This window comes from Kitasatospora gansuensis, from assembly GCF_014203705.1.
GTDB classification, from domain to species: domain Bacteria; phylum Actinomycetota; class Actinomycetes; order Streptomycetales; family Streptomycetaceae; genus Kitasatospora; species Kitasatospora gansuensis.
In genome coordinates this window covers 5,638,865-5,655,888 of the sequence record NZ_JACHJR010000001.1, presented here as the reverse complement: position 1 = coordinate 5,655,888, position 17,024 = coordinate 5,638,865, and the positions used below count along the sequence as shown (strand labels likewise).

19 protein-coding genes are annotated in these 17,024 nt (G+C 71.0%); 3 read left to right on the top strand and 16 right to left on the bottom strand.

Annotated elements, in window-relative coordinates; all coding sequences use genetic code 11:
- Positions 1 to 2: 2 nt before the first annotated feature.
- From F4556_RS25340 to F4556_RS25325, 4 genes are read right to left on the bottom strand one after another with little or no spacing between them, the layout of a single operon-like run.
- Complete coding sequence (locus tag F4556_RS25340) at positions 3 to 914, bottom strand: endonuclease/exonuclease/phosphatase family protein (RefSeq protein WP_184919876.1); 912 nt, start codon at positions 912 to 914, stop codon at positions 3 to 5.
- 13 nt (positions 915 to 927) lie between these two features.
- Positions 928 to 1,452 carry a hypothetical protein gene (locus F4556_RS25335; protein WP_184919874.1) on the bottom strand — a complete coding sequence of 175 codons (525 nt, stop codon included), beginning with the start codon at positions 1,450 to 1,452 and terminating at the stop codon, positions 928 to 930.
- Complete coding sequence (locus tag F4556_RS39535) at positions 1,449 to 2,075, bottom strand: response regulator transcription factor (protein WP_184919873.1); 627 nt, start codon at positions 2,073 to 2,075, stop codon at positions 1,449 to 1,451. Before F4556_RS39535 ends, F4556_RS25335 begins: the two co-directional genes overlap by 4 nt.
- 7 nt (positions 2,076 to 2,082) lie before the next feature.
- On the bottom strand, positions 2,083 to 2,430 hold the full coding sequence (locus F4556_RS25325) for a hypothetical protein (RefSeq protein WP_184919871.1): 348 nt from the start codon (positions 2,428 to 2,430) through the stop codon (positions 2,083 to 2,085).
- A 190-nt stretch (positions 2,431 to 2,620) separates the two neighbouring features.
- Between F4556_RS25325 and F4556_RS25320 the strand changes: the two genes are divergently transcribed.
- Positions 2,621 to 3,307 (top strand): nucleotidyltransferase family protein, encoded by a 687-nt coding sequence (locus F4556_RS25320; protein WP_313068606.1) that lies wholly within the window; start codon positions 2,621 to 2,623, stop codon positions 3,305 to 3,307.
- 12 nt (positions 3,308 to 3,319) lie between these two features.
- Here the strand turns inward: F4556_RS25320 and F4556_RS25315 are convergent, their stop codons facing one another.
- From F4556_RS25315 to F4556_RS25280, 8 genes are all read right to left on the bottom strand, one after another.
- Positions 3,320 to 4,138, bottom strand: a complete 819-nt coding sequence (locus F4556_RS25315) for an endonuclease/exonuclease/phosphatase family protein (RefSeq protein WP_184919869.1) — start codon at positions 4,136 to 4,138, stop codon at positions 3,320 to 3,322.
- A complete protein-coding gene (locus F4556_RS25310; protein ID WP_184919867.1) occupies positions 4,135 to 4,806 on the bottom strand; it encodes a hypothetical protein in 672 nt (223 codons plus the stop codon). Before F4556_RS25310 ends, F4556_RS25315 begins: the two co-directional genes overlap by 4 nt.
- On the bottom strand, positions 4,803 to 6,089 hold the full coding sequence (locus F4556_RS39160; protein ID WP_184919865.1) for a formyltransferase family protein: 1,287 nt from the start codon (positions 6,087 to 6,089) through the stop codon (positions 4,803 to 4,805). The genes F4556_RS25310 and F4556_RS39160 overlap by 4 nt, the downstream gene beginning before the upstream one ends.
- A complete protein-coding gene (locus F4556_RS25300) occupies positions 6,086 to 7,279 on the bottom strand; it encodes a DegT/DnrJ/EryC1/StrS family aminotransferase (RefSeq protein WP_184919863.1) in 1,194 nt (397 codons plus the stop codon). The genes F4556_RS39160 and F4556_RS25300 overlap by 4 nt, the downstream gene beginning before the upstream one ends.
- A gap of 11 nt (positions 7,280 to 7,290) precedes the next feature.
- Complete coding sequence (locus F4556_RS25295) at positions 7,291 to 7,962, bottom strand: dTMP kinase (protein ID WP_184919862.1); 672 nt, start codon at positions 7,960 to 7,962, stop codon at positions 7,291 to 7,293.
- Positions 7,959 to 9,053, bottom strand: coding sequence for an aldo/keto reductase (locus F4556_RS25290; protein ID WP_184919861.1), 1,095 nt, complete (start codon positions 9,051 to 9,053; stop codon positions 7,959 to 7,961). The genes F4556_RS25295 and F4556_RS25290 overlap by 4 nt, the downstream gene beginning before the upstream one ends.
- Positions 9,054 to 9,088: 35 nt before the next feature.
- Positions 9,089 to 11,167, bottom strand: a complete 2,079-nt coding sequence (locus F4556_RS25285; RefSeq protein WP_313068604.1) for a B12-binding domain-containing radical SAM protein — start codon at positions 11,165 to 11,167, stop codon at positions 9,089 to 9,091.
- A gap of 182 nt (positions 11,168 to 11,349) precedes the next feature.
- Positions 11,350 to 11,937 carry an ATP-binding protein gene (locus tag F4556_RS25280; RefSeq protein ID WP_184919860.1) on the bottom strand — a complete coding sequence of 196 codons (588 nt, stop codon included), beginning with the start codon at positions 11,935 to 11,937 and terminating at the stop codon, positions 11,350 to 11,352.
- Positions 11,938 to 12,185: 248 nt separating this feature from the next.
- Here F4556_RS25280 and F4556_RS25275 point away from each other — a divergent pair, with 248 nt between their 5' ends.
- Entirely contained in the window at positions 12,186 to 13,571 is a 1,386-nt protein-coding gene (locus tag F4556_RS25275; RefSeq protein ID WP_184919859.1) for a helix-turn-helix domain-containing protein, read from the top strand.
- A gap of 33 nt (positions 13,572 to 13,604) precedes the next feature.
- Positions 13,605 to 14,504 (top strand): aminoglycoside phosphotransferase family protein, encoded by a 900-nt coding sequence (locus F4556_RS25270; protein WP_184919858.1) that lies wholly within the window; start codon positions 13,605 to 13,607, stop codon positions 14,502 to 14,504.
- 157 nt (positions 14,505 to 14,661) lie between these two features.
- Here the strand turns inward: F4556_RS25270 and F4556_RS25265 are convergent, their stop codons facing one another.
- From F4556_RS25265 to F4556_RS25250, 4 genes are all read right to left on the bottom strand, one after another.
- Positions 14,662 to 15,108, bottom strand: a complete 447-nt coding sequence (locus tag F4556_RS25265) for an ASCH domain-containing protein (RefSeq protein ID WP_246511083.1) — start codon at positions 15,106 to 15,108, stop codon at positions 14,662 to 14,664.
- A gap of 130 nt (positions 15,109 to 15,238) precedes the next feature.
- Positions 15,239 to 16,093 carry a helix-turn-helix domain-containing protein gene (locus F4556_RS25260; RefSeq protein ID WP_184919857.1) on the bottom strand — a complete coding sequence of 285 codons (855 nt, stop codon included), beginning with the start codon at positions 16,091 to 16,093 and terminating at the stop codon, positions 15,239 to 15,241.
- 35 nt (positions 16,094 to 16,128) lie between these two features.
- Positions 16,129 to 16,647, bottom strand: coding sequence for a DUF6879 family protein (locus F4556_RS25255; RefSeq protein WP_184919856.1), 519 nt, complete (start codon positions 16,645 to 16,647; stop codon positions 16,129 to 16,131).
- Entirely contained in the window at positions 16,571 to 16,909 is a 339-nt protein-coding gene (locus tag F4556_RS25250) for a hypothetical protein (RefSeq protein ID WP_313068603.1), read from the bottom strand. The genes F4556_RS25255 and F4556_RS25250 overlap by 77 nt, the downstream gene beginning before the upstream one ends.
- Positions 16,910 to 17,024: the final 115 nt, after the last annotated feature.

Sequence of the window (17,024 nt, the reverse complement as noted above, 5' to 3'; positions counted from 1 at the left end):
GTTCACGCTGCCTGGCCGAAGGTGTTCAGGCGCTCGGCCAGCTCCCGGCGGTCGAAGCGCATGAGCAGCAGGGAGTGGTCGGACAGGTCCCGGTCGGTGTGGACCTCGAAGGCGCGGAGTGCGGGGGCGAGTTCGGCGTTCAGGTACGCGCGGTCGATGCGCTGGCCGCCGCCCTGATCGGGCCTGCGCATCGAGCCGGTCGGCGCGAGCGCCTCCGCCTGGCCGAGGTGCTCGGCCGCGTAGTGGGCCAGGTCCACCAGCCCGGCGGTGCGCAGGATCTCGTCCGGCACGGTGTGCGGGGTGCGGCCGTCCACCGTCCGGTGCGCGATGAACGGCCGGTCGGTCACCGTGCCGAAGTCGGGCAGCCCGGCATCCTGGGCGGAGTAGGAGTTCATGTCGCCAGTGACCAGTAGGGCCCGCCCGCGCGTCGTCCAGCCCACGATCATGTCCGCCTCGACCTCGCGGGTACGGGGCGAGCGCGAGGACAGGTGCACCGAGGCCAGCACGAGCGTCGCCGCGTCCGGCGCGCAGCCCGCAAGCCGGGCTTCGACGGCGGCGGGGCCGTGCCACCAGTTTTTGTCCTCCGGCCACTCCCCCACCGGCCAGAACGCCCGGGTGTCGAGGAGCAGGCCGGTGGGGTTGCGGCTGGCCGGGGTCGGGGTCGGGTGGACGAACGGGATCAGGCCGCCGAGCGCGCCGCCGGCCTGCCAGGCCATGCGTCCCCGCCAGTTGAGGGAGTGCGTCATCTCCTGCCGGGCGACGGCCGCGAACGGGCCGAACCCGGCGAGGAACTCGTGGGCGGCGTACCAGCGGTCGAGGTTGCCGCCGCCCCTCCCGTCGCTCTCCCAGCCGTCGTGCTCGATGTTCCAACTGGCCACGGTGATCAGGTCGTTGTCGGCGTCATGGTCGTTCATGAACTCTCCTTCTCTACCGGGCCGGTGTGGGCCCGTGGGTGTGCGGGGACGGGGCGGGCTGGAGCTGGGGACGGGTCCGGCGGCTGAGCCGGGAGAGCCAGCCGGGCAGGGCGGCGTCGAGCAGTTCAGTGCGTCTGCGGGGCCGCCGGTGGCTGGTCCGGGCGGGAGCGGGCAGCGCCGGCCGCCGGGTCGGCGGCCGGTGGAACAGGGTCACCTCAGTGACCAGCGGGGCTGCTGGGACGGCGAGTTCGGGGGCGGGGGCAGTGGAGCCGACCAGCAGCTCGTCCCAGAGCAGGTCGTTGAGGCGGCTGATGCAGGACGCGCAGGCGTGCATCGCGGCGGTGGCGGAGACGACGGTGACCGGGCCGATCCACAGCACCGGCAGCTGCTCGCGTCCGCAGTACAGCCAGCACCGGCCGAGCACCCAGTCGTTGCCGTCGTCCGGCACCGGCGTCTCGGGGCGGTCCGCGCGGGCGAAGGCGGCGATTCCCGGGAGCACCATCCGCGCCGGGAGGCCCTCCTCCATCGGCCAGGTCACGCCGCTTCCCCCTTCGCTGGGCTGCTCTGCCGCGCGGGCGGCCAGGCGTCGGCTGTCGTCACCAGACCGCTTCGGAGCGCGAGCAGCAGGCCCTCGTGGCGGGTGCTCGCGCCCACGCACCAGACGGCCGATCTGGCGTGGCCGCTGACGGTGGCCAAGGCGATGCCCAGGCGGTTGCCGATCTGCTGGTAGGTGAGCCCGGCCGCCATAAGGGTGAGCACGTCCCGCTGGCGGCGGGTCAGGTGTCGGCCGTCCGCTCTTGCGGGCGGGAGCGCGTCGGCGGAGATCATCCCGAGGTGGATCGCGCGCAGGATGGCGGTGGTCCGGTCGGGTGCGCCCAGGCGCCGCGCCGCCGACAGCGCGTGGGCAGACACCTGCGTCTCCCTCATTGCCAGGCGGCCGGCCACCTCCTTGTCGGTGAGGGCTCCCGCCAACAGGCGCAGCACCTTGACCTCGCCCGGTGTCACCCCGGCTGCCGCCGCACGGAGTCCGGGGTCGTCGGGACCCGCTGGGCTGCCGGTCGCGGCATGGGCGAAGGTGCGCGGGTTGGTGGTCATCAGGGTCTCCGGGAGGCGGGTGTCGCGGTCGAAGGGGAGTTGGGGCAGCGGGTGATCACGCGGCACCGGCTGGTTAGCCCATGGAGTTGCGTGGCGTCGGCAGCCCGTCGCCGTCGGCCAGTTCGCTGCTGCCTCGGGACCTGGCGGTACTGGCCCCGTTGAACCACGCGGCCAGTCCGGCAGCGCGGGTGCGGCGCACCGGGCCAGCCGGGAAGACCGCTCCGGACGAGGCACTCCCCTGGGACGGGGGCTTGCGCTGGCGCAGTGGGAGCCTGGTGGCCGGTGCGCGGTGAAGCACCGCGAGCGGGACCACCAGGAACGAGTGGCCCTGGACCGCCGGGCTGTAGGCCGCCGGGTCGGACTGCGGCTTCGGGCGGACACCTATGAGCGGGCTGAGGACGAGCTGCGGTGGGCGGGACATGCGGGCGATCCGTTCGGTTCGGTTGGTGGAAGGGGCGCGGCTGCTGGGGCTGGATGCTCAGTCGTTCAGGTGACTGGGAGAAGGGTTGGGGCAAAGTAGTTGCTGGTCACAGGCGGCTGGCGTCAACTGGCTGGCTGAAAGCGGTGGTTCACGATGCGATCACTGGGATGGTTGTGGCAGGGTCAGGCAGGTGCTGTTGGACTACGCGGCTGCCCGCGATCACCACGACTTTGACCGCCTGGATGCCAGGACCCTGCGGGACCTGGCCGCCTCGGGAAGCCCCGAGGAGCAAGCGGCGGCGTTCGCCGCGACGGCGTTGCGCAACCCCTCGGTGCGGGATGTGCTGGAGCGGCTGGCGGAACTCGATCTCCCCGAGTGGTACTTGACAGCAGGGAGCCTGTTCCAGACGGTGTGGAACGCTGCTGCCGGCCGGACTGATCTGGCGGCGGGGATTCGGGATCATGACCTGTTCTTCTTCGACCCGGACACCTCGTGGGACGCGGAGGACGTCGTGATCAAGAAGTGCCTGGCGGCGGTGGCCGACCTCGGCGTGGAGCTGGAGCCCCGCAACCAGGCCAGGGTGCATCTGTGGTACCCGGAGAAGTGGGGCAAGGAGATCGCCCCGTACCGCGACCTGGCCGACGCCATCAGCTCGTTCGCGGCGACGAGCTGCTGCGTGGGGCTGAGCCTGGACGCGAGCGGCAAGCTGACCGTGCACTCCACCCACGGGTTCGTGGACCTGTTCAACCTCGTTCTGCGACCCAACCCGCTGACCGTCGCCCCGCAGGCGGTGTACGACGCGAAGGCGGAGCGGTGGATGCAGGAGTGGCCGCAGCTGACGAAGCTGCCGTGGGTGGAGCCGACCGGCTGCCGGTGAGGGGGACCGCGCTCAGGTCACGGTCAGCCTGAGCGCGGAGTGGTCGCTGAGCCGACTGGTGCGCACGTCGTGGTCGAAGCCGACCGAGACGACCCGGGTGTGCACGTCGGGCGTGGTGAAGACGTGGTCGAGCCGCTGGCCGCCCTTGGGCCCGTACCAGGTGAGGTCGGCGGCATCCGGGTGGGTCTGCCGGAAGGAGTCGACCAGACCGAGTCGGCGGCCGAAGTCCAGGTAGAAGTCGAAGTCGTGGTCCTCGAACAGGGCTCGGCTGGCGGCCGGGCCGTGGCCGGGCTCGACCACGTTGAGGTCACCGGTGACCAGGAGCGGGATGGTCGGCTCAGCGGCGGCGCGGGCCGCCAGCGACTGGGTCACCTGCTGCTGGAAGACCCTGCGCGCGGCGCTGCTCTCGGCGCTCATCCCGTTGGTGAGGGAGTAGAGGCCGATCACGTCGAGGCTGCCGAAGTGGGTGGTCAGGCGCACCGCGTGGAAGCGGGCGTTCTCGCCGACGAGTTGGACGGGGCGGCTCTGGTAGCCCTTGGTGGCGATCAGCGTCATGTACCGGTCGTCGTGGCCGGTGCGGGGACGGGTGACCGCGAATCCGGAACTGGTGAGCTCCCGCGCCAGGAGGTCACCGGCTTCGTTGACCCTGACCTCGGTGAGGACGAGCACATTGGCGCCGGTGCCGTACAGCCAGTCGAGTTGGCGGCGGACCCGGTCGGCCGACGGGCTCTCGATGTTGAGGGCGAGCAGCCTGAACTCCTTTGCGGCGACGCCGTCTTCGACGACGTCCGGGCTGCCGAACAGGAAGTCCTGCTCCGAGGCGTTGGTCATGCGGTCGCTCCCTGGGTTGCGGCGGCGGTGGGCCGGGCGGCGAGGATGTCGGCGATGGCGGCGGTGACGACCTGGGGCGGCATGCGCTTGGCGTCCCGCTGGTCGGGGGTCTCGAACTGGCTGCCGCGGGCGGTGAAGGACCCTCCGCTGGGCGCGTCGATGATGCGGAAGGCGTCCTTGGCGGCGGGGCCGCGCAGCACCAGCGACATCGTCCCGGCGTCGGCGTGGACGGAGTGCACGGCGGTGTGGTGGAGGACGTAGTGGTCGCCGGCACGCTCGGTGCGGATCTGGCGGGGCACCAGGGCCGCGGGGTCGATCGTCTCGAAGCCCTCGTTGGTGCCGTACTGCACGTGCTGGTAGGAGCCGGTAAGGATCATCGACGCGAAGCTCCACCGGTGGTCGTGCGGGCGGTCGAAGTAGCCGGGACGGAACCGGTGGAGCCGGACCCGGTAGTTGTCACCCAGGTGGAGGACGAGCTTGTCGAGGAAGTCGAACTGCTCACACATCGCTGCGAGTTCGGCGTTCTCCGGAAGGGCCGCGAGGAGGTCTGCCAGCAGAGCCCAGCTGTCGCGGGTGAGGGCGTCGAAGGCATCGGCGGAGGCTGCGGCCACCGCCGGGAGGTCGTCCCAGTCGAGGCCGTCGAGGCCGGGCAGGAGGCCGGTGGTCACGAGGCGGCTCCGATCGGGCTCGTCGTCACGTCGAGGAGGCGTCGCAGCGCCGGGTGCATCCGGTAGTAGCGGCGGGTGGGGCCGGCCTGTGGCTGCCCAGCGGGCAGGGCCCCGGTGGTGGCGACGTGACGGCAGACGTCGGCGAGGAGACGAAGCTGCGTGTCCTTGACGGCTTGGCGCAGGTCGGGTGCGTCGCTGGGCACGTCGCTGGTGGCGAGGACGTGGCCAGCGTCGACGTGCTCGGTGACGTGGTGGACGCTGCACACGACCGGGCTGCCGGTCAGGACGGCCCAGGCGACAGCGTCCATGCCACGGTAGGTAGGCAGGGCGCCGTTGTGGGCGTTGATGGTGCCGAGCCGGGGCACGGCCAGGACCGTCGGCGGGATGACGTCCATGCCGATCAGGACGAGGAGGTCGGTGCCCCAGTCGGCCAGGTGGGCGGCGGCGGCGCTCCAGTCGCGGTGCGCGACCCGGTGGTGGGGCAGGGGCGAGGCGGCGAGGGCGAGCCGGGGGTGGGTGGCGCGGGGTGCGGGGTACCAGGCCGCGCCGTAGGCGCTGCCGGGCGGCTCCTGCCGCTGGCCGCCGTCGTGGAGGACGACGCCAGTGATCGGGAGGCTGTGGGCGGCGGCGAGGAACTGCGGCAGCCCCCGGGAGTCCGCGCCGGCGAGGACTGCGATGCGGGGCTCCACCGCCCCGGTCGGCGCCGGGATGGCGGGGGCGGTGTAGGCGTGCTGCCTGGTGCTGCTGCCGGGCGGGGCCGGTGGGACGGTGGTGGTGTCCAGGGCTTCCAGCGCAGCGGCGAGGGCGGCTGCGCCTTGTTCGGTGGCCGGCACGGGGGCGACCAGGCTGATGCTGAGGAGCTTGAGCGCGGCGTTCAGGTAGCGCGGGTCGGCGCTGTTCTTCGTCAACTCCAGCCAGTGCCGGGCGAGGGTGAGGTAGATGTCGGCGAGATCGGCGTCCACCGTGCTGGCAGTGTCCGCGATGGGCGGTCGGGCCAGAGCGGAGGTCTCGACGGCATGCAGAAGGGCTTCCTCGGCCGGGTCGTTCGCCCGGTGGTGGCCGGCGCGGGAGGCGAGCCAGGTGCGGGCGGCGGCTCGGATCTGCTGGTCCGCGAGGGTGGGCCGGGCGATGAGCAGCGGCGGGCGAGAGGTGACCGTCGCGCCGCTGACAGGAGGGACGGGCGCGGGCTGGAGGGCTTGGCCGCGCAGGTGCCGCAGAGCCGCAACGGTGATGGTGTCGCCGTCGGTGCGGGCCGCGTCGGTCAGGGTCTCGGGGGTGATCACCGGGCCACGTCCTTGCTGACGGCGGCGAGCGTGGTGATGTGGTGGTCCACGGCCTGCTCGTCGCCGGGGTAGCCGAACAGCGGGGCCTTGATGAAGGAGTCGATGAACTGCTGCGCGCCGCCGTAGGTGGCCGGGTCGACGGTGGGCACGGTCGTCCACGGGGTCGTGCGGCTGCGCCGGTGGAACAGGGGCTCGTTGGCGATCACGGCGGTGGAGCCGGGCATGTCGAACTCGGTCCCGAGCCGGGTGAGCCGGTCGGTGAACTCGGCGGCGGTGACCGTGGCGGCCTGCTGGTGGAAGTGCAGTCCGAGGACGTACAGGCCGTTGGCGCCGTGCTGCGGATCGACGGTGGCCGGGGATACGACGGGGTTGCCGTCGAGGGCGTCGGCGAAGCGGTCGAGGATGCCGCGGCGGCGCTCTTCGATGTCGTCGGCCTTGCCGAGCTGGTCGAGGCCGACGGCCGCGTTGAGGGTGGTCATCCGCGATTTGAGGCCCATCCCGGTCAGGGCGTACTGGTAGTACGGGGCGGTGGGGCTGATCTCCTTGAACGACCGCTTGTTGTAGTGGCCGTGGAGGAGGGCGAGTTCGCGGAACTGGTCGTGGTCGGTGACCAAGACGCCGCCCTCGCCGGTGGTGATGGCCTTCTGGTTGGTGGAGAAGACGGCCATCGCGCCGAAGGTGCCGACCCGCTGGCCGCCCCAGGACGCGAAGTGCGCGTGGGAGCAGTCCTCCAGCAGCAGCAGGTCGTTGTCGCGGCAGAACTGGGCGATGGCGGTCATGTCGCAGGGGTTGCCCCACATGTGGGTGACGATGACGGCCCGGGTCCGGTCGGTGAGCAGGCCGGGCAGGTCGTCGGGGTCGAGGTTGCCCCAGCCGTCGGCGTCGGCGAAGACCACCTTCACGCCCTCGTAGGCGAAGGGGGTCGCGGTGGCGAAGAAGGTGTAGGCGGGGGCGATGATCTCGTCTCCCTCGCCGAGGCCAGCGGCGACGCACATGGCGTGCAGGGCGGAGGTGCCGGAGGAGTAGGCGATGGCGTGGCGGCTGCCGACGAAGCGGGCGAACTCCTTCTCGAACTCGCCGATCACGCCGGTGGCGTCCCGGTCGGAGAGCGACCGGTCGAGCTGCCGGTCGACGGCCTGGCGCAGCTGCTGGTCGATGTGGGGCCAGGTGTAGGGGGCGGGCGTGTTCACGGGCGTTCTCCTTAGCTGGAGGGCGAGTTGGCGAGAAGGGCGGTGAGCAGGGCGCTGACGCGGTCGGTGGTCGTGGGCAGGTCTTCGCCGGCCGGGACGGTGAGGACGTGCCAGCCGTCTGCGGCGGCCATCTCGCGAAGGCGTTGGAGGCCGCGTTGCTGGTAGTCGAGGAAGGAGGTCCGGCCGAGGGTGGTGTAGGTGCCGTGCATGCCGAGTTCGGCGGGCCGCAGTTGGTGGGCCTTGCGCTCCCAGAGCAGCGTGGGGTCGACGTCCAGAAGGATCGTGTGGTCGGGGCGGCGGACTCGGCTGAACAGGTGGGTGATCTCGTCGGTGCTCCAGCCCTGGCCGGTGAGGCGGGAGGCGAGCTTGAAGTACCAGCCGTCGACCAGGACCGGACCGGCGGTGAGCGCCGGGGTGATGACCTGCTCGCCGTGGGCGGTGAACCAGCTCGCCTGGAGGTGGGCCCAGAAGTTGTCCGAGAGGTCGGGGGCGTCGCCGCTGTGCCAGAGCATCCGGGCGAGGGGTTCCATCAGGGTGGCCGCGTACTCGGAACTGGTGGACACCTGGCGGCGGTCGATGTGCCGCAGGCCCAGGTGGGCGAGGGCGTCGGCCGCCCCGGTGGCGAGGGTGGTCTTGCCGGCTCCGTCGGGGCCTTCCAGGGCGATGAACGGCGCGGCGCTCATCCGTTCGCCTCGTCGGTGAAGACCTCGCCGAGCTGGTCGAGGGCCTGCTGTGCCTGCTGGCCGACCTCGGCGAGGAACAGCAGGTCGTCCGTGGTGAGCCGGGCGGGGTCGCAGGTCAGGTTCTGCTCGACTTGGGAGGCGGTGGTGAAACCGGCCAGGACCGCAGCGCCGGGCCAGCGACGCAGGCAGTAGGCGAGCGCGGCGTGCGCCAGTGGGGCCGGGCCATCGCCGAGGTGGTGACGGATCTCGTCCAGGTACGGGCCGAGGACGGCGAGGGCGGGTTCAGTGAACCACGCCTTGCGCTGGCGGTGGTCCCCGTCAGCGAAGGCCGGGGGCGCCGCGGCGGTGTGCTTGCCGGTGAGCAGGCCCTGCCCGAGCGCCTTGTTCACGATCACCGTGACGGAGTGGGCGGCGCTGAACTCGCGGATGCCGTCGGTCGCCGAGGCCGGGGTGAGGAGGTTGTCGCGGACGGCCAGCACGTCCGGGCGGATCTCGGCGAAGTGGCGGCGGAACCGAGCGTGCTTGTCCTCGCGCTGGCCGGGCTCGGTCGTGAGCCGCTCGGGGGCGAAGCGGTGCGGGCCGCGCATGCCGACCGACCTGATCAGCCCCTCCTGTTGGAAGCCGCGCAGGGTCGCAACGGCCTTCTCCAGCAAGGCGTCGCCGGGCCCGAAGTCGGCGTTGTGCAGGGAGTAGACGTCGAGGTGGTCGACGCCCAGGCGTCCCAGGGTGCCTTCGAGTCGGCGGCGCAGGTGGGCGGGCTCCATGGCATGGCCGGTGCCGGGCTCGGTGAAGTAGCCGACCTTGCTGGTGACGGCGAACTCGTGGCGGGGGATGCCGCGCAGGAAGGTGCCGAGGAGCTGTTCGGAGTGGCCGTGGCCGTACACGTCGGCGGTGTCGAACAGGTTCGCCCCGAGGGCGAAGGCCCGTTCCAGGCCGGCGAGGGCCTGGTGGTCGTCGGCGGTGCTCCAGCCCATGGGCATGCCGAGGTTGTGGGCGGGTCCGCCGATCGGCCAGCAGCCGATGCCCAGGCGGGAGCAGGTGGTGCCGCTGGGGAGGGGGAGGGTGCCGCCGGGGCGCGCGGGGGTGTCCATGCCGTTCTCCCTTCTTGCTGGTCGGGAAGGTGGGTTCAGGTGCCGCAGGGGTCGGCGGCGTTGATCAGCTGCCAGCCGTCGGAGTTGGTCCAGCGGTCGTGCTGGTTGCGCAGGCGCTCGGCGTGCCGGCTAGGCAGGGTCGCGGTGAGCGTGTGGACTTCGGGGCCGACGACTGCGCGCAGGTGCTCGAACTCGCGGTCGAGCATGCTGGCGATGCCGGCGGCGAGCTGATCGGTGCCATCGGCGGGCGGTGTGCTGGTGATCTCGTGGAGCATGCCGGTCAGGACGGTGTACGCGGAGTCCTTGAGGACGGTGCGGGCGGCCCGGACGGAGTGCCGAGGCTGGCCGTCGAGGACCTTCTCCAGCGACTTGAGGGTGTAGTCGAGCGGGAAGGAGCGGTCGATCCACAGCTGGGCGGCGGTGCTGGCCTCGCCGATGCGCGGATCCAGGTAGCGGGAGTCCACCCGGCCCATGGAGGGCCTGGCCGCTCCCGTCAGTCCGGCCTGCTCGGCCATCTTGGTGTAGGCGGCGCCGACCAGGCACTCCATGCTGACGAGCATGTAGGAGATACCGGAGTGCAGCGGCCGGCCGGTGGCGTGCTCGGCGACGAAGTCGGGGTCGCGGACGCCTTCGACTATCTCCTCGACCGCCAGGTGCGGCAGCGGGTTGAGGAGCAGGTCGGTGCGGCCTTGGAAGGCGTGGGTGGCTTCGAGTTCGGCCAGGGTCATCAGCGGGTCGAAGGTGATGTAGGTCAGGCGAGTGGATACGCCGAGCGCCGACAGGGTGCGGATCGCCAGGGCGTTCTGCTCCGCGCTGGTGTCCTTGTTGAAGCGGGTGAGGATCGAGTCGACTCCGGACTCGACGCCGAACAGGCAGCGGCGGAGGCCGAGTTCGGTGAGCTTGCGCCACATCGCGGCGCGCTCGAAGTGCCAGTCGAGGTCGTGGTCGGGGTGGTAGACCTGCTCGATGCGGCAGCTGGTCTCCCAGTTGAAGCCCGCGTCGTGGAACATGTGCGCGAGGTCGAGGGCGCGGGTGACGGCGTCGGGTCCGCCGCCCATGAACTCCTCGTCGACGCTGTAGATGGTGCGGGAGGTGCCGGGGAAGCGGTCGAAGATCCGGCTCATCTCGCCGAGCATCCACGGCAGGGACGCGGGCTCGGCCCCCGACCACTGACCCTTGTGCCCGCGCGGGCAGAACGAGCAGGCGCTCTTGCAGCCCCGCGAGCACTCCAGTTGGGCGACTCCGTCGTGGGCGAACGTGGCCGGGAGCAGGTCCAGTTCGGGGAGGATGTCGGTCTGGTTCCGGTTCGGGACGGTGGCGGTGCGGCGACGGGCGAGCTGCATGCCGCCGCCGCGGGCGGCCCCGGTGTAGCCGATCCCCTGGATCGCCTCCCGCTCCAACTCGCCGTGCCAGTGGGCCAGGACGTCCTGGATGGTGGCTTCGCCCGCACCTCGGGCGATCAGCAGGTCCGGGTACTGGTCGAGGAGGAGGGCCTCGTTGCGGACGGTCAGGCTGCCGCCGGCGACGACCAGCGGAGGGGTAGGCAACTGGTAGGCGGTGTCAAGGAGTTCGAGCAGCAGGTCGTGCTGCCCGAAGGTCGCCGAGATGCCGAGGATGTCCGGGGCGTTGTCGACCAGGTCCTTCACCAGGTCCGCCATGGTGACGCCGAGCTGCATGTCCAGCAGACGGACTTCACCGAGCAGGGTGGTGCGGGCGGCCCGTGCGAGGTCGCTGATGCCGAGGGGGAAGCGGGGCAGCGGGAAGGTCTCGGGGTGGTAGAGCGCGGCGATGGTGACGGCAGGCCGGGTGAAGTAGTGGGCGGCGGCGTCGTCCAGGTCGGCGAGCGTCAGCCACGAGTCGTGCTCGTCGAGAGCGAGGTGCCCGGTCAGGCGCGTCGGCCAGTTCCTGGTGTTGTGGGGTTCGCCGGAGAGGTCGGCGATCACCCACCGCCCGTCGAGGCGCTCGACAAGGATCAGGCGGCGGTCGAGCGTGCCGGTGACCCGCACTCGGCCGCTCTGGTCGGCGAGGTGAGCTTCGAGGTGCGCTCGGAGGGCGGGCGGGTCGACGAGCAGGAAGTCCGACTCGTCGGCCGCCGTGTCGGGGAGGTCCGGCACGGCGAGCCGAAGGGCTTCACGGAGCCGTTCGACGGCAAGCGGTAAGACGGCAGAGGTGGCACTGTCGATCACGGGTGTCCTCCTCGGAGTAGGTCGGATGGAGAGAGTGGCCCGGGCCGAAGACGGCACCAGGGCAGGCCAATCCGCCAGGCCAATATGTGGGCGACCAGGGCGTAGTGCGGTCAGGCTGCGGTGAGGGTGGCTCGGAGGCTGCCGACACGGATCGTGGGTCGAGCCGCCGGCACGGCCGAGGCGGCGAGCAGCGATGCGATCTGCAGAGTGATGTCCGACCGGCTGACCGGCTGCTCGTCCGCCGTGGCGGTGTCGGCCTGGTCGGTGAGCGACTGGATCGTCAGCTCGCACCAGACCTGCTGCCCGACTACGTTCGTGCCCGGGTCGGGTGCCGGGCCCCAGCCGAGGCCGGAGGCGTAGGCGCGGATCATCGTCAGCCCGCGTCCGTTCAACTCGTGCAGCCCGCTGGCGCGTTCGACCGGCCTTCCTCGGCCGGGGTCGAACGCGGTGAGCCGCAGCGTACCGGTGGTGCGGTCTGTGTCCGCCGTGATGGTCAGCTCGGCGGACTCGTTGCCGGCCTCCCCCTGGAAGCCGTGGGTGATCGAGTTGGCGACGAGCTCCGTCACGCAGACCTTGACGGCGAAGACCTCGTCGTCCGTCAGCTCGACTCCGCTGGCCGCGAGTTCGGTGGGTAGACGCTTGCGGAGGTGGGGGACGGAGTCGAGCTTGACGGGTGCACTGAACGTGATGGCGGGCATGGCGATCCTCCGGGTAGTGCTGGTCTGCAGGTGTTCCCGGGCCGTTGAGGGCAACGCGGTCGGCGCGTTCAGAGAGGGTCTCGGAACCCCTCATCAGCGGCAATCAGAAGTTCTTGCTGGTTGACGCCCGAAGTCGCGGATTTCCGGCTTCGATGGGGCAAGAGCCGTAACTAGTTGCGGTTTTCCGCTCCCGGCTAGTAACTCGGTGGCTACGATCACCCCTAGTTCGGCTACCGAGGAGGTGGGCTGTGGCTCACAAGCCGTCGTGTGCGGCGCGCATCCGGGAACGCGCCGCGGCGAGCAGCTGGACCGTCACGGACACGGTGGCGGAGATCGCGGCCTGCTGTGGCGTGAGCCTCCTCCGGGCGCACCGCCTCGCGCGGGGTTGGACGCTGCGTCAGGCCGTCGCCGAGCTGGTGCAGTTGTGTGAGCGGCTGGGACTGCCTCTCCCCGGCGTGGACGAAGACCAACTGGCGGCGTGGGAGAAGGGCCGGAGGCCGAGGGTCGGCACCGTCGACCTGCTGTGCCGGTTGTACGAGACCAATGCCCAAGGGCTCGGGGTCGCCGGCGACTACCGAGCGGAGGCCGGCCCAGCGACTGCTGGTACGGCACGGCCGGGGATTGGCTCTCTGAGCCTGCCTCGGCAGGTCGTTCCCGTCGCCGCCCCTGATCCCTTCGGCGACTTGGTCGACACGTTCCGGCGCACGGTCGAAGGGACCCTGGCCAGCACAACGGCCAGCGCGACGCAGCTGGAGGTCCTGGACGAGCAGGTCATGGACCTTCGGCGCGCCTACATCGTCTCGCCGCCGACCGAGATGCTGGGCCGACTCGTCCGGATCCTCGAAGAGGTCCGGCTGCTGGCCGCTGACCGCCAACCCGCCACCGTCCAGAGCCGCCTGTCCGAGATGATCGCCGTGCTGGCGACCCTCGTCGCGGACGCCCTGATGAAGCTGGGACGACTCGACCAGTCCCGGCTGTGGTACGGAACCGCCCGGTCGGCCGCCGACGATAGCGGCAGCGGTGACCTCCGTGCCCGCGTCCGTGTCCAGGCCGCGATGCTGCCCTACTACTACGGCCCGCTGGAGCGAGCCGTCGCGCTGACCCGGGAGGCCCGCCTGCTGAACCGCGGCCGAGCCACCGTCACTGGGGCGTTCGCCGCCGCTGCCGAGGCTCGCGCTCGCGCCCGCCAGGGCGACGCCGAAGGTGCCCGGGAGGCCATCGTCCAGGCACGCGAGCTGTTCGAGCGGTGCCCTCCCTCGGACGAAACCGACGCCTGGGCGTTCCCCCGCCGGCGCCTGCTGTTCTACCTCTCTGGCGCGCACACCGCTCTCGGTGACCTGCGGGAAGCACGGCGCGTTCAGCAGGAAGCCCTGGCGCTGTACGTCGGCGACAGCGGCATCGACCCGGCTCTGTTGGCCCTTGAAGAGGCGATGTGCCTGGTCCAGGAGCGGAGCGTCACCGAGGCGTGCGAGCTGGCCGCTCACACGTTCCTGACGGTCCCCGAGGAGTACCGCACCGAGATTCTGGGGGTTCGCGCGCAGGAGGTGATCGCCATACTGCCCGCGCAGGTCCGCTCGTCCCGGGCTGTCCGTGACCTTGGCGAGCTTCTGGCCCTCCCGACCAGCAGGATGTGACAGGACCGGCCTCTTCCCGTCAGCCTTACGAGCATGACTGTTCCGGTTGTCATCGGCGGCTTCGCCGAATCCGAGGTCCACTCCGTCCTCGAGGAGGCGTGCCGCCGCATCGGGGTCGACCCGGTTGGCGCCGAGATGCTGCGCGGCCACACCAACGCGGTGTTCCGGTTGAAAGGCGCCGGAGCGGTGGCCAAGATCGCGCGGGCCGGCACGCCGGTGGCCGACGTCCAGCGCACTGTGCGGCTGGTCCAGTGGCTCAGCAGCCAGGACTTCCCCACCGTCGAACTGCTCCCGGTGGAGCAGCCGGTGCTCGTCGGCGAGCACGCCATCACCTTCTGGCAGTACCTCCCGCAGCCCGCCGATCCCGTGCCAGCCGCGCTCCTCGCGGAGCCGCTTCGTACCCTGCACCGGCTCTCACCTCCTCCGTTTGATGTCCGGACGCTCGACACGGTCGGCGCGATCCGCCGATCCCTCGCGGCAATCACCGGGCTGCCGCCTGCGGACCTGTCCTTCCTGGCGCAGCGCCTCGATCACCTCGAATCGGCCTTGGCCGAAGTCCGCTACGCAGTTCGTCCGGGCCTGCTCCAGGGAGATCCGCAGCATCGCAATGCGCTGCACCACGGCGGTTCCGCGGTGCTGTGCGACTGGGACACGGCCTGCTTCGGACCGCCCGAGTTGGACTGCGTCACGGTGGAGATCCACTGCCGCCGCTTCGGCTACGGCCGGGCCCACTACGAGCAGTTCGCCGAGCGGTACGGCTTCGACGTGACTGGCTGGTCCGGCTACGGGGTGCTGCGTGACCTCCGCGAGCTTCGGATGATCACCACGAACGCCAAGCGGGCGGCTGCTGGCACCAGCACGCTGGGCGAGGTGGTGTCGCGCGTCGAGGGCCTTCGCCGGGATCGCCATGACCTTCGGTGGAACATCCTGTAGTACCCGAAAGGGAGTTGGCGACTCCGGCAGTGCTGTACCGGCCCGGTCCGCTGGGTGGCGGATGCGGCGTTGCTCGTGATCTTGCTCCCTGGGCGCGTGCCCTGCGCGTCCGTTCCATTCGGCAGGTCGTCCGGCCGTGCTGCCGCCGCCCAGCTGGCTACCGGTCGGAGTGGCGCTCCGGCAACAGGGCGATCTCGATGGCGAGTGCGCCCAGCTTCTCCTTCGTGGGCGGGTAGATGCCGCGCAGAGCGGCGAGGATGCCGCGCCGGTCGGTGGTCGGGTTGATCGCGGCCGGGTTCTCTGCGTTGACGAGGGCCGCGAAGTCCGGGTAGCGGGCGACGCGGATCACCTCGCAGGAGACCGGCTGGTGGTGGTCGGTGCGGAAGTCGATCCGGTCGCCCGGGCGGATGAGGTTCTTGGCCGGGCTGGCGGTGCGCACCTCGACGGTCTTGGATCCGCTGGCGACGAGGGCGTAGTAGGCGGGTAGCAGGTGCAGGTCGTGCGTTCCGGCCGGGCCGGGGCTGCCGGGCGGGGAGCGGCGGGCGGACTGTTCGAGGTGCTCGTCGGCGAGGACGCGGCCGTGCGGTTGGGTGTCCGTGGTCATGGTGTTCCTCGAGTGAGCTGGTCGGCGGGGCGGTGACGGCCCGGTGTTGCAGGGGCCGACAACCGGATGTGCTCGACGGTAGTGGGGTGCTCACGGTTGGTGTAGAAGAGTTGCGAGTAGTTGCGCGCGCTCACCGGTAGCGTTTGAGTGCGGAGGCGAGCCTTCGGCGCGCGTCGGGCCCGAAGAGCGCCATGTCGGAGTAGTCGGAGAACGCCTGGGCGTAGGCGCCGATCTCGTGGGGCTGCGTCAACCGCAGGTATCCGCTGACGAGTTCGACGGAGGTTTGCACGTCGTCGAACATGTAGAAGTCCTCTGCCGGGGAGCGTCGTCGGCCGGCGTGGAAGGGGATGATGCCCAGACTCACGGCGGGCCGGGTGCTGAACTCAATCAGGTTGCCGAGCTGACCGGCCATCGTCTCGGTGTCGGCAACGCTGGTGTGCAGGACCGATTCCTCGATCAGGACTGCGAAGGTGCGACGGCGGCTGCGGTGCAGCATGGCCTGCCGATCCATGCGGGAGTCGAGTGCGGCGTCGACATCGTCTTCCGTGCCGCGGGCGCGCTGTACTGCGGTGAGCACCGCCCGGGTGTACTCGCGGGTCTGGAGCATGCCGGGCACCACGCGGTGGGCGTAGACGCGGAAGTGCCGAGTGCGGCGGTACAGGTCGAGGACGGACTCCTGGGCCTGGCGCAGCCCGGTCTTCTCCAAGCGGCGCCACTCGACGTACATGGAGTCCACAACGCGGGACGCCGCGATCAGATTCTCAGCACGTTCGGGCACCCCGCACGCCTGGCACCAGGCCCGAATGTCGGCGTCGGAGGGTGCGGCCTTGCCGTCCTGGATGCGGGAGGTCTTGGCCGGGTGCCATCCGCAGCGGGCGGAGAGCTCCCGGCCGGTGATCCCCGCATCGCGGCGCAGGTCGCGCAGTTGCTCGGCCAGGGCTCTACGGGCCGCGATGACGCTGGACGACGGGGTGTACGCGGACATGGTCAGCAGCTGGTAGCGGGGATGGTCCTCGTCGGTCAGAAGTGGAACTGGTCATGGGGGACGGCGCGGTGCCAGACCGCGTCGAACGCGCGCGAGCACAGGGCCGCAGCGGCGGGGTCGTCGGTCAGCTCTCCGCCGAGGGAGTCGCCGTCTCCGTTGAAGTGGCCCCAGCGCACGAGGCGGTCGTCGAACAGCCAGAAGTCGTTTCCGGGCAGCGGGATCAGGGACGCGTCCCGACGTGGCAGCCAGCGGACCTGCTCGCCGGCTGCCACGTTCGGGAAGGTCACGTCGTACTCGTACCGGATGTACTCGCTCGGCGGTGTCGACACGATGCGGGCCCGCCTGATCTCCACGCCTCGCTCGACGGCCTCGGCGATGACGTCGAGCCACGGCCGCCACCAGGACGAGCGGTCGCCCGGGTCGGCCCGGTGCCCGGCCTTCCAGGCGTCGAGTGCGGGATCGTTCTGCGTGTAGCCGTCACGCATCTCCAGGTGCACTGCTGTCCGCACCGTGGCCTTCAACAGCTCGTCGATCCGCGCCGCGCTCGGCGACATCGCACGCCTCCCTCAATGCCCGCACCATCCGCGCGGGAACTCGCACCACGCCCTCGTGGTCAGGAATTCGGCCGGTGCGCAGGCACTCCTCGACAGTGCCGGCGTCGGCGTTCCATCCCTGGATCACCAGATCCGAGGTGTCCTCGTCGACCCACACGGTCGGCGAGTCGCCGTCCGGGCTGTTCGGGTCCTTCGCGATGAACCGTAGCCGCATAGTCATCCCCTTCACCGAGCGGTTGCGAGAAGTTGCGTCGGCCGCCATCGTCTCCCACCGATTGCCGGACTGTCAGGTACATAGGAAGACCGAGCGACATCCCTCCACTTCGGGGCGGCACTGGACCCTCGCGATTTCTCCCAACTTCGTTAATCTCCAGAGC

What these genes read in the sequence shown, in the direction of transcription:
- F4556_RS25340 (WP_184919876.1), bottom strand. Translation starts at nt 914, where the DNA reads ATGAACGACCATGACGCCGACAACGACCTGATCACCGTGGCCAGTTGG.
- F4556_RS25325 (WP_184919871.1), bottom strand. Translation starts at nt 2,430, where the DNA reads ATGTCCCGCCCACCGCAGCTCGTCCTCAGCCCGCTCATAGGTGTCCGC.
- F4556_RS25315 (WP_184919869.1), bottom strand. Translation starts at nt 4,138, where the DNA reads ATGACCAACGCCTCGGAGCAGGACTTCCTGTTCGGCAGCCCGGACGTC.
- F4556_RS25295 (WP_184919862.1), bottom strand. Translation starts at nt 7,962, where the DNA reads ATGAGCGCCGCGCCGTTCATCGCCCTGGAAGGCCCCGACGGAGCCGGC.
- F4556_RS25290 (WP_184919861.1), bottom strand. Translation starts at nt 9,053, where the DNA reads ATGGACACCCCCGCGCGCCCCGGCGGCACCCTCCCCCTCCCCAGCGGC.
- F4556_RS25280 (WP_184919860.1), bottom strand. Translation starts at nt 11,937, where the DNA reads ATGCCCGCCATCACGTTCAGTGCACCCGTCAAGCTCGACTCCGTCCCC.
- F4556_RS25270 (WP_184919858.1), top strand. Translation starts at nt 13,605, where the DNA reads ATGACTGTTCCGGTTGTCATCGGCGGCTTCGCCGAATCCGAGGTCCAC.
- F4556_RS25265 (WP_246511083.1), bottom strand. Translation starts at nt 15,108, where the DNA reads ATGACCACGGACACCCAACCGCACGGCCGCGTCCTCGCCGACGAGCAC.
- F4556_RS25260 (WP_184919857.1), bottom strand. Translation starts at nt 16,093, where the DNA reads ATGTCCGCGTACACCCCGTCGTCCAGCGTCATCGCGGCCCGTAGAGCC.
- F4556_RS25255 (WP_184919856.1), bottom strand. Translation starts at nt 16,647, where the DNA reads ATGTCGCCGAGCGCGGCGCGGATCGACGAGCTGTTGAAGGCCACGGTG.
- F4556_RS25250 (WP_313068603.1), bottom strand. Translation starts at nt 16,909, where the DNA reads ATGGCGGCCGACGCAACTTCTCGCAACCGCTCGGTGAAGGGGATGACT.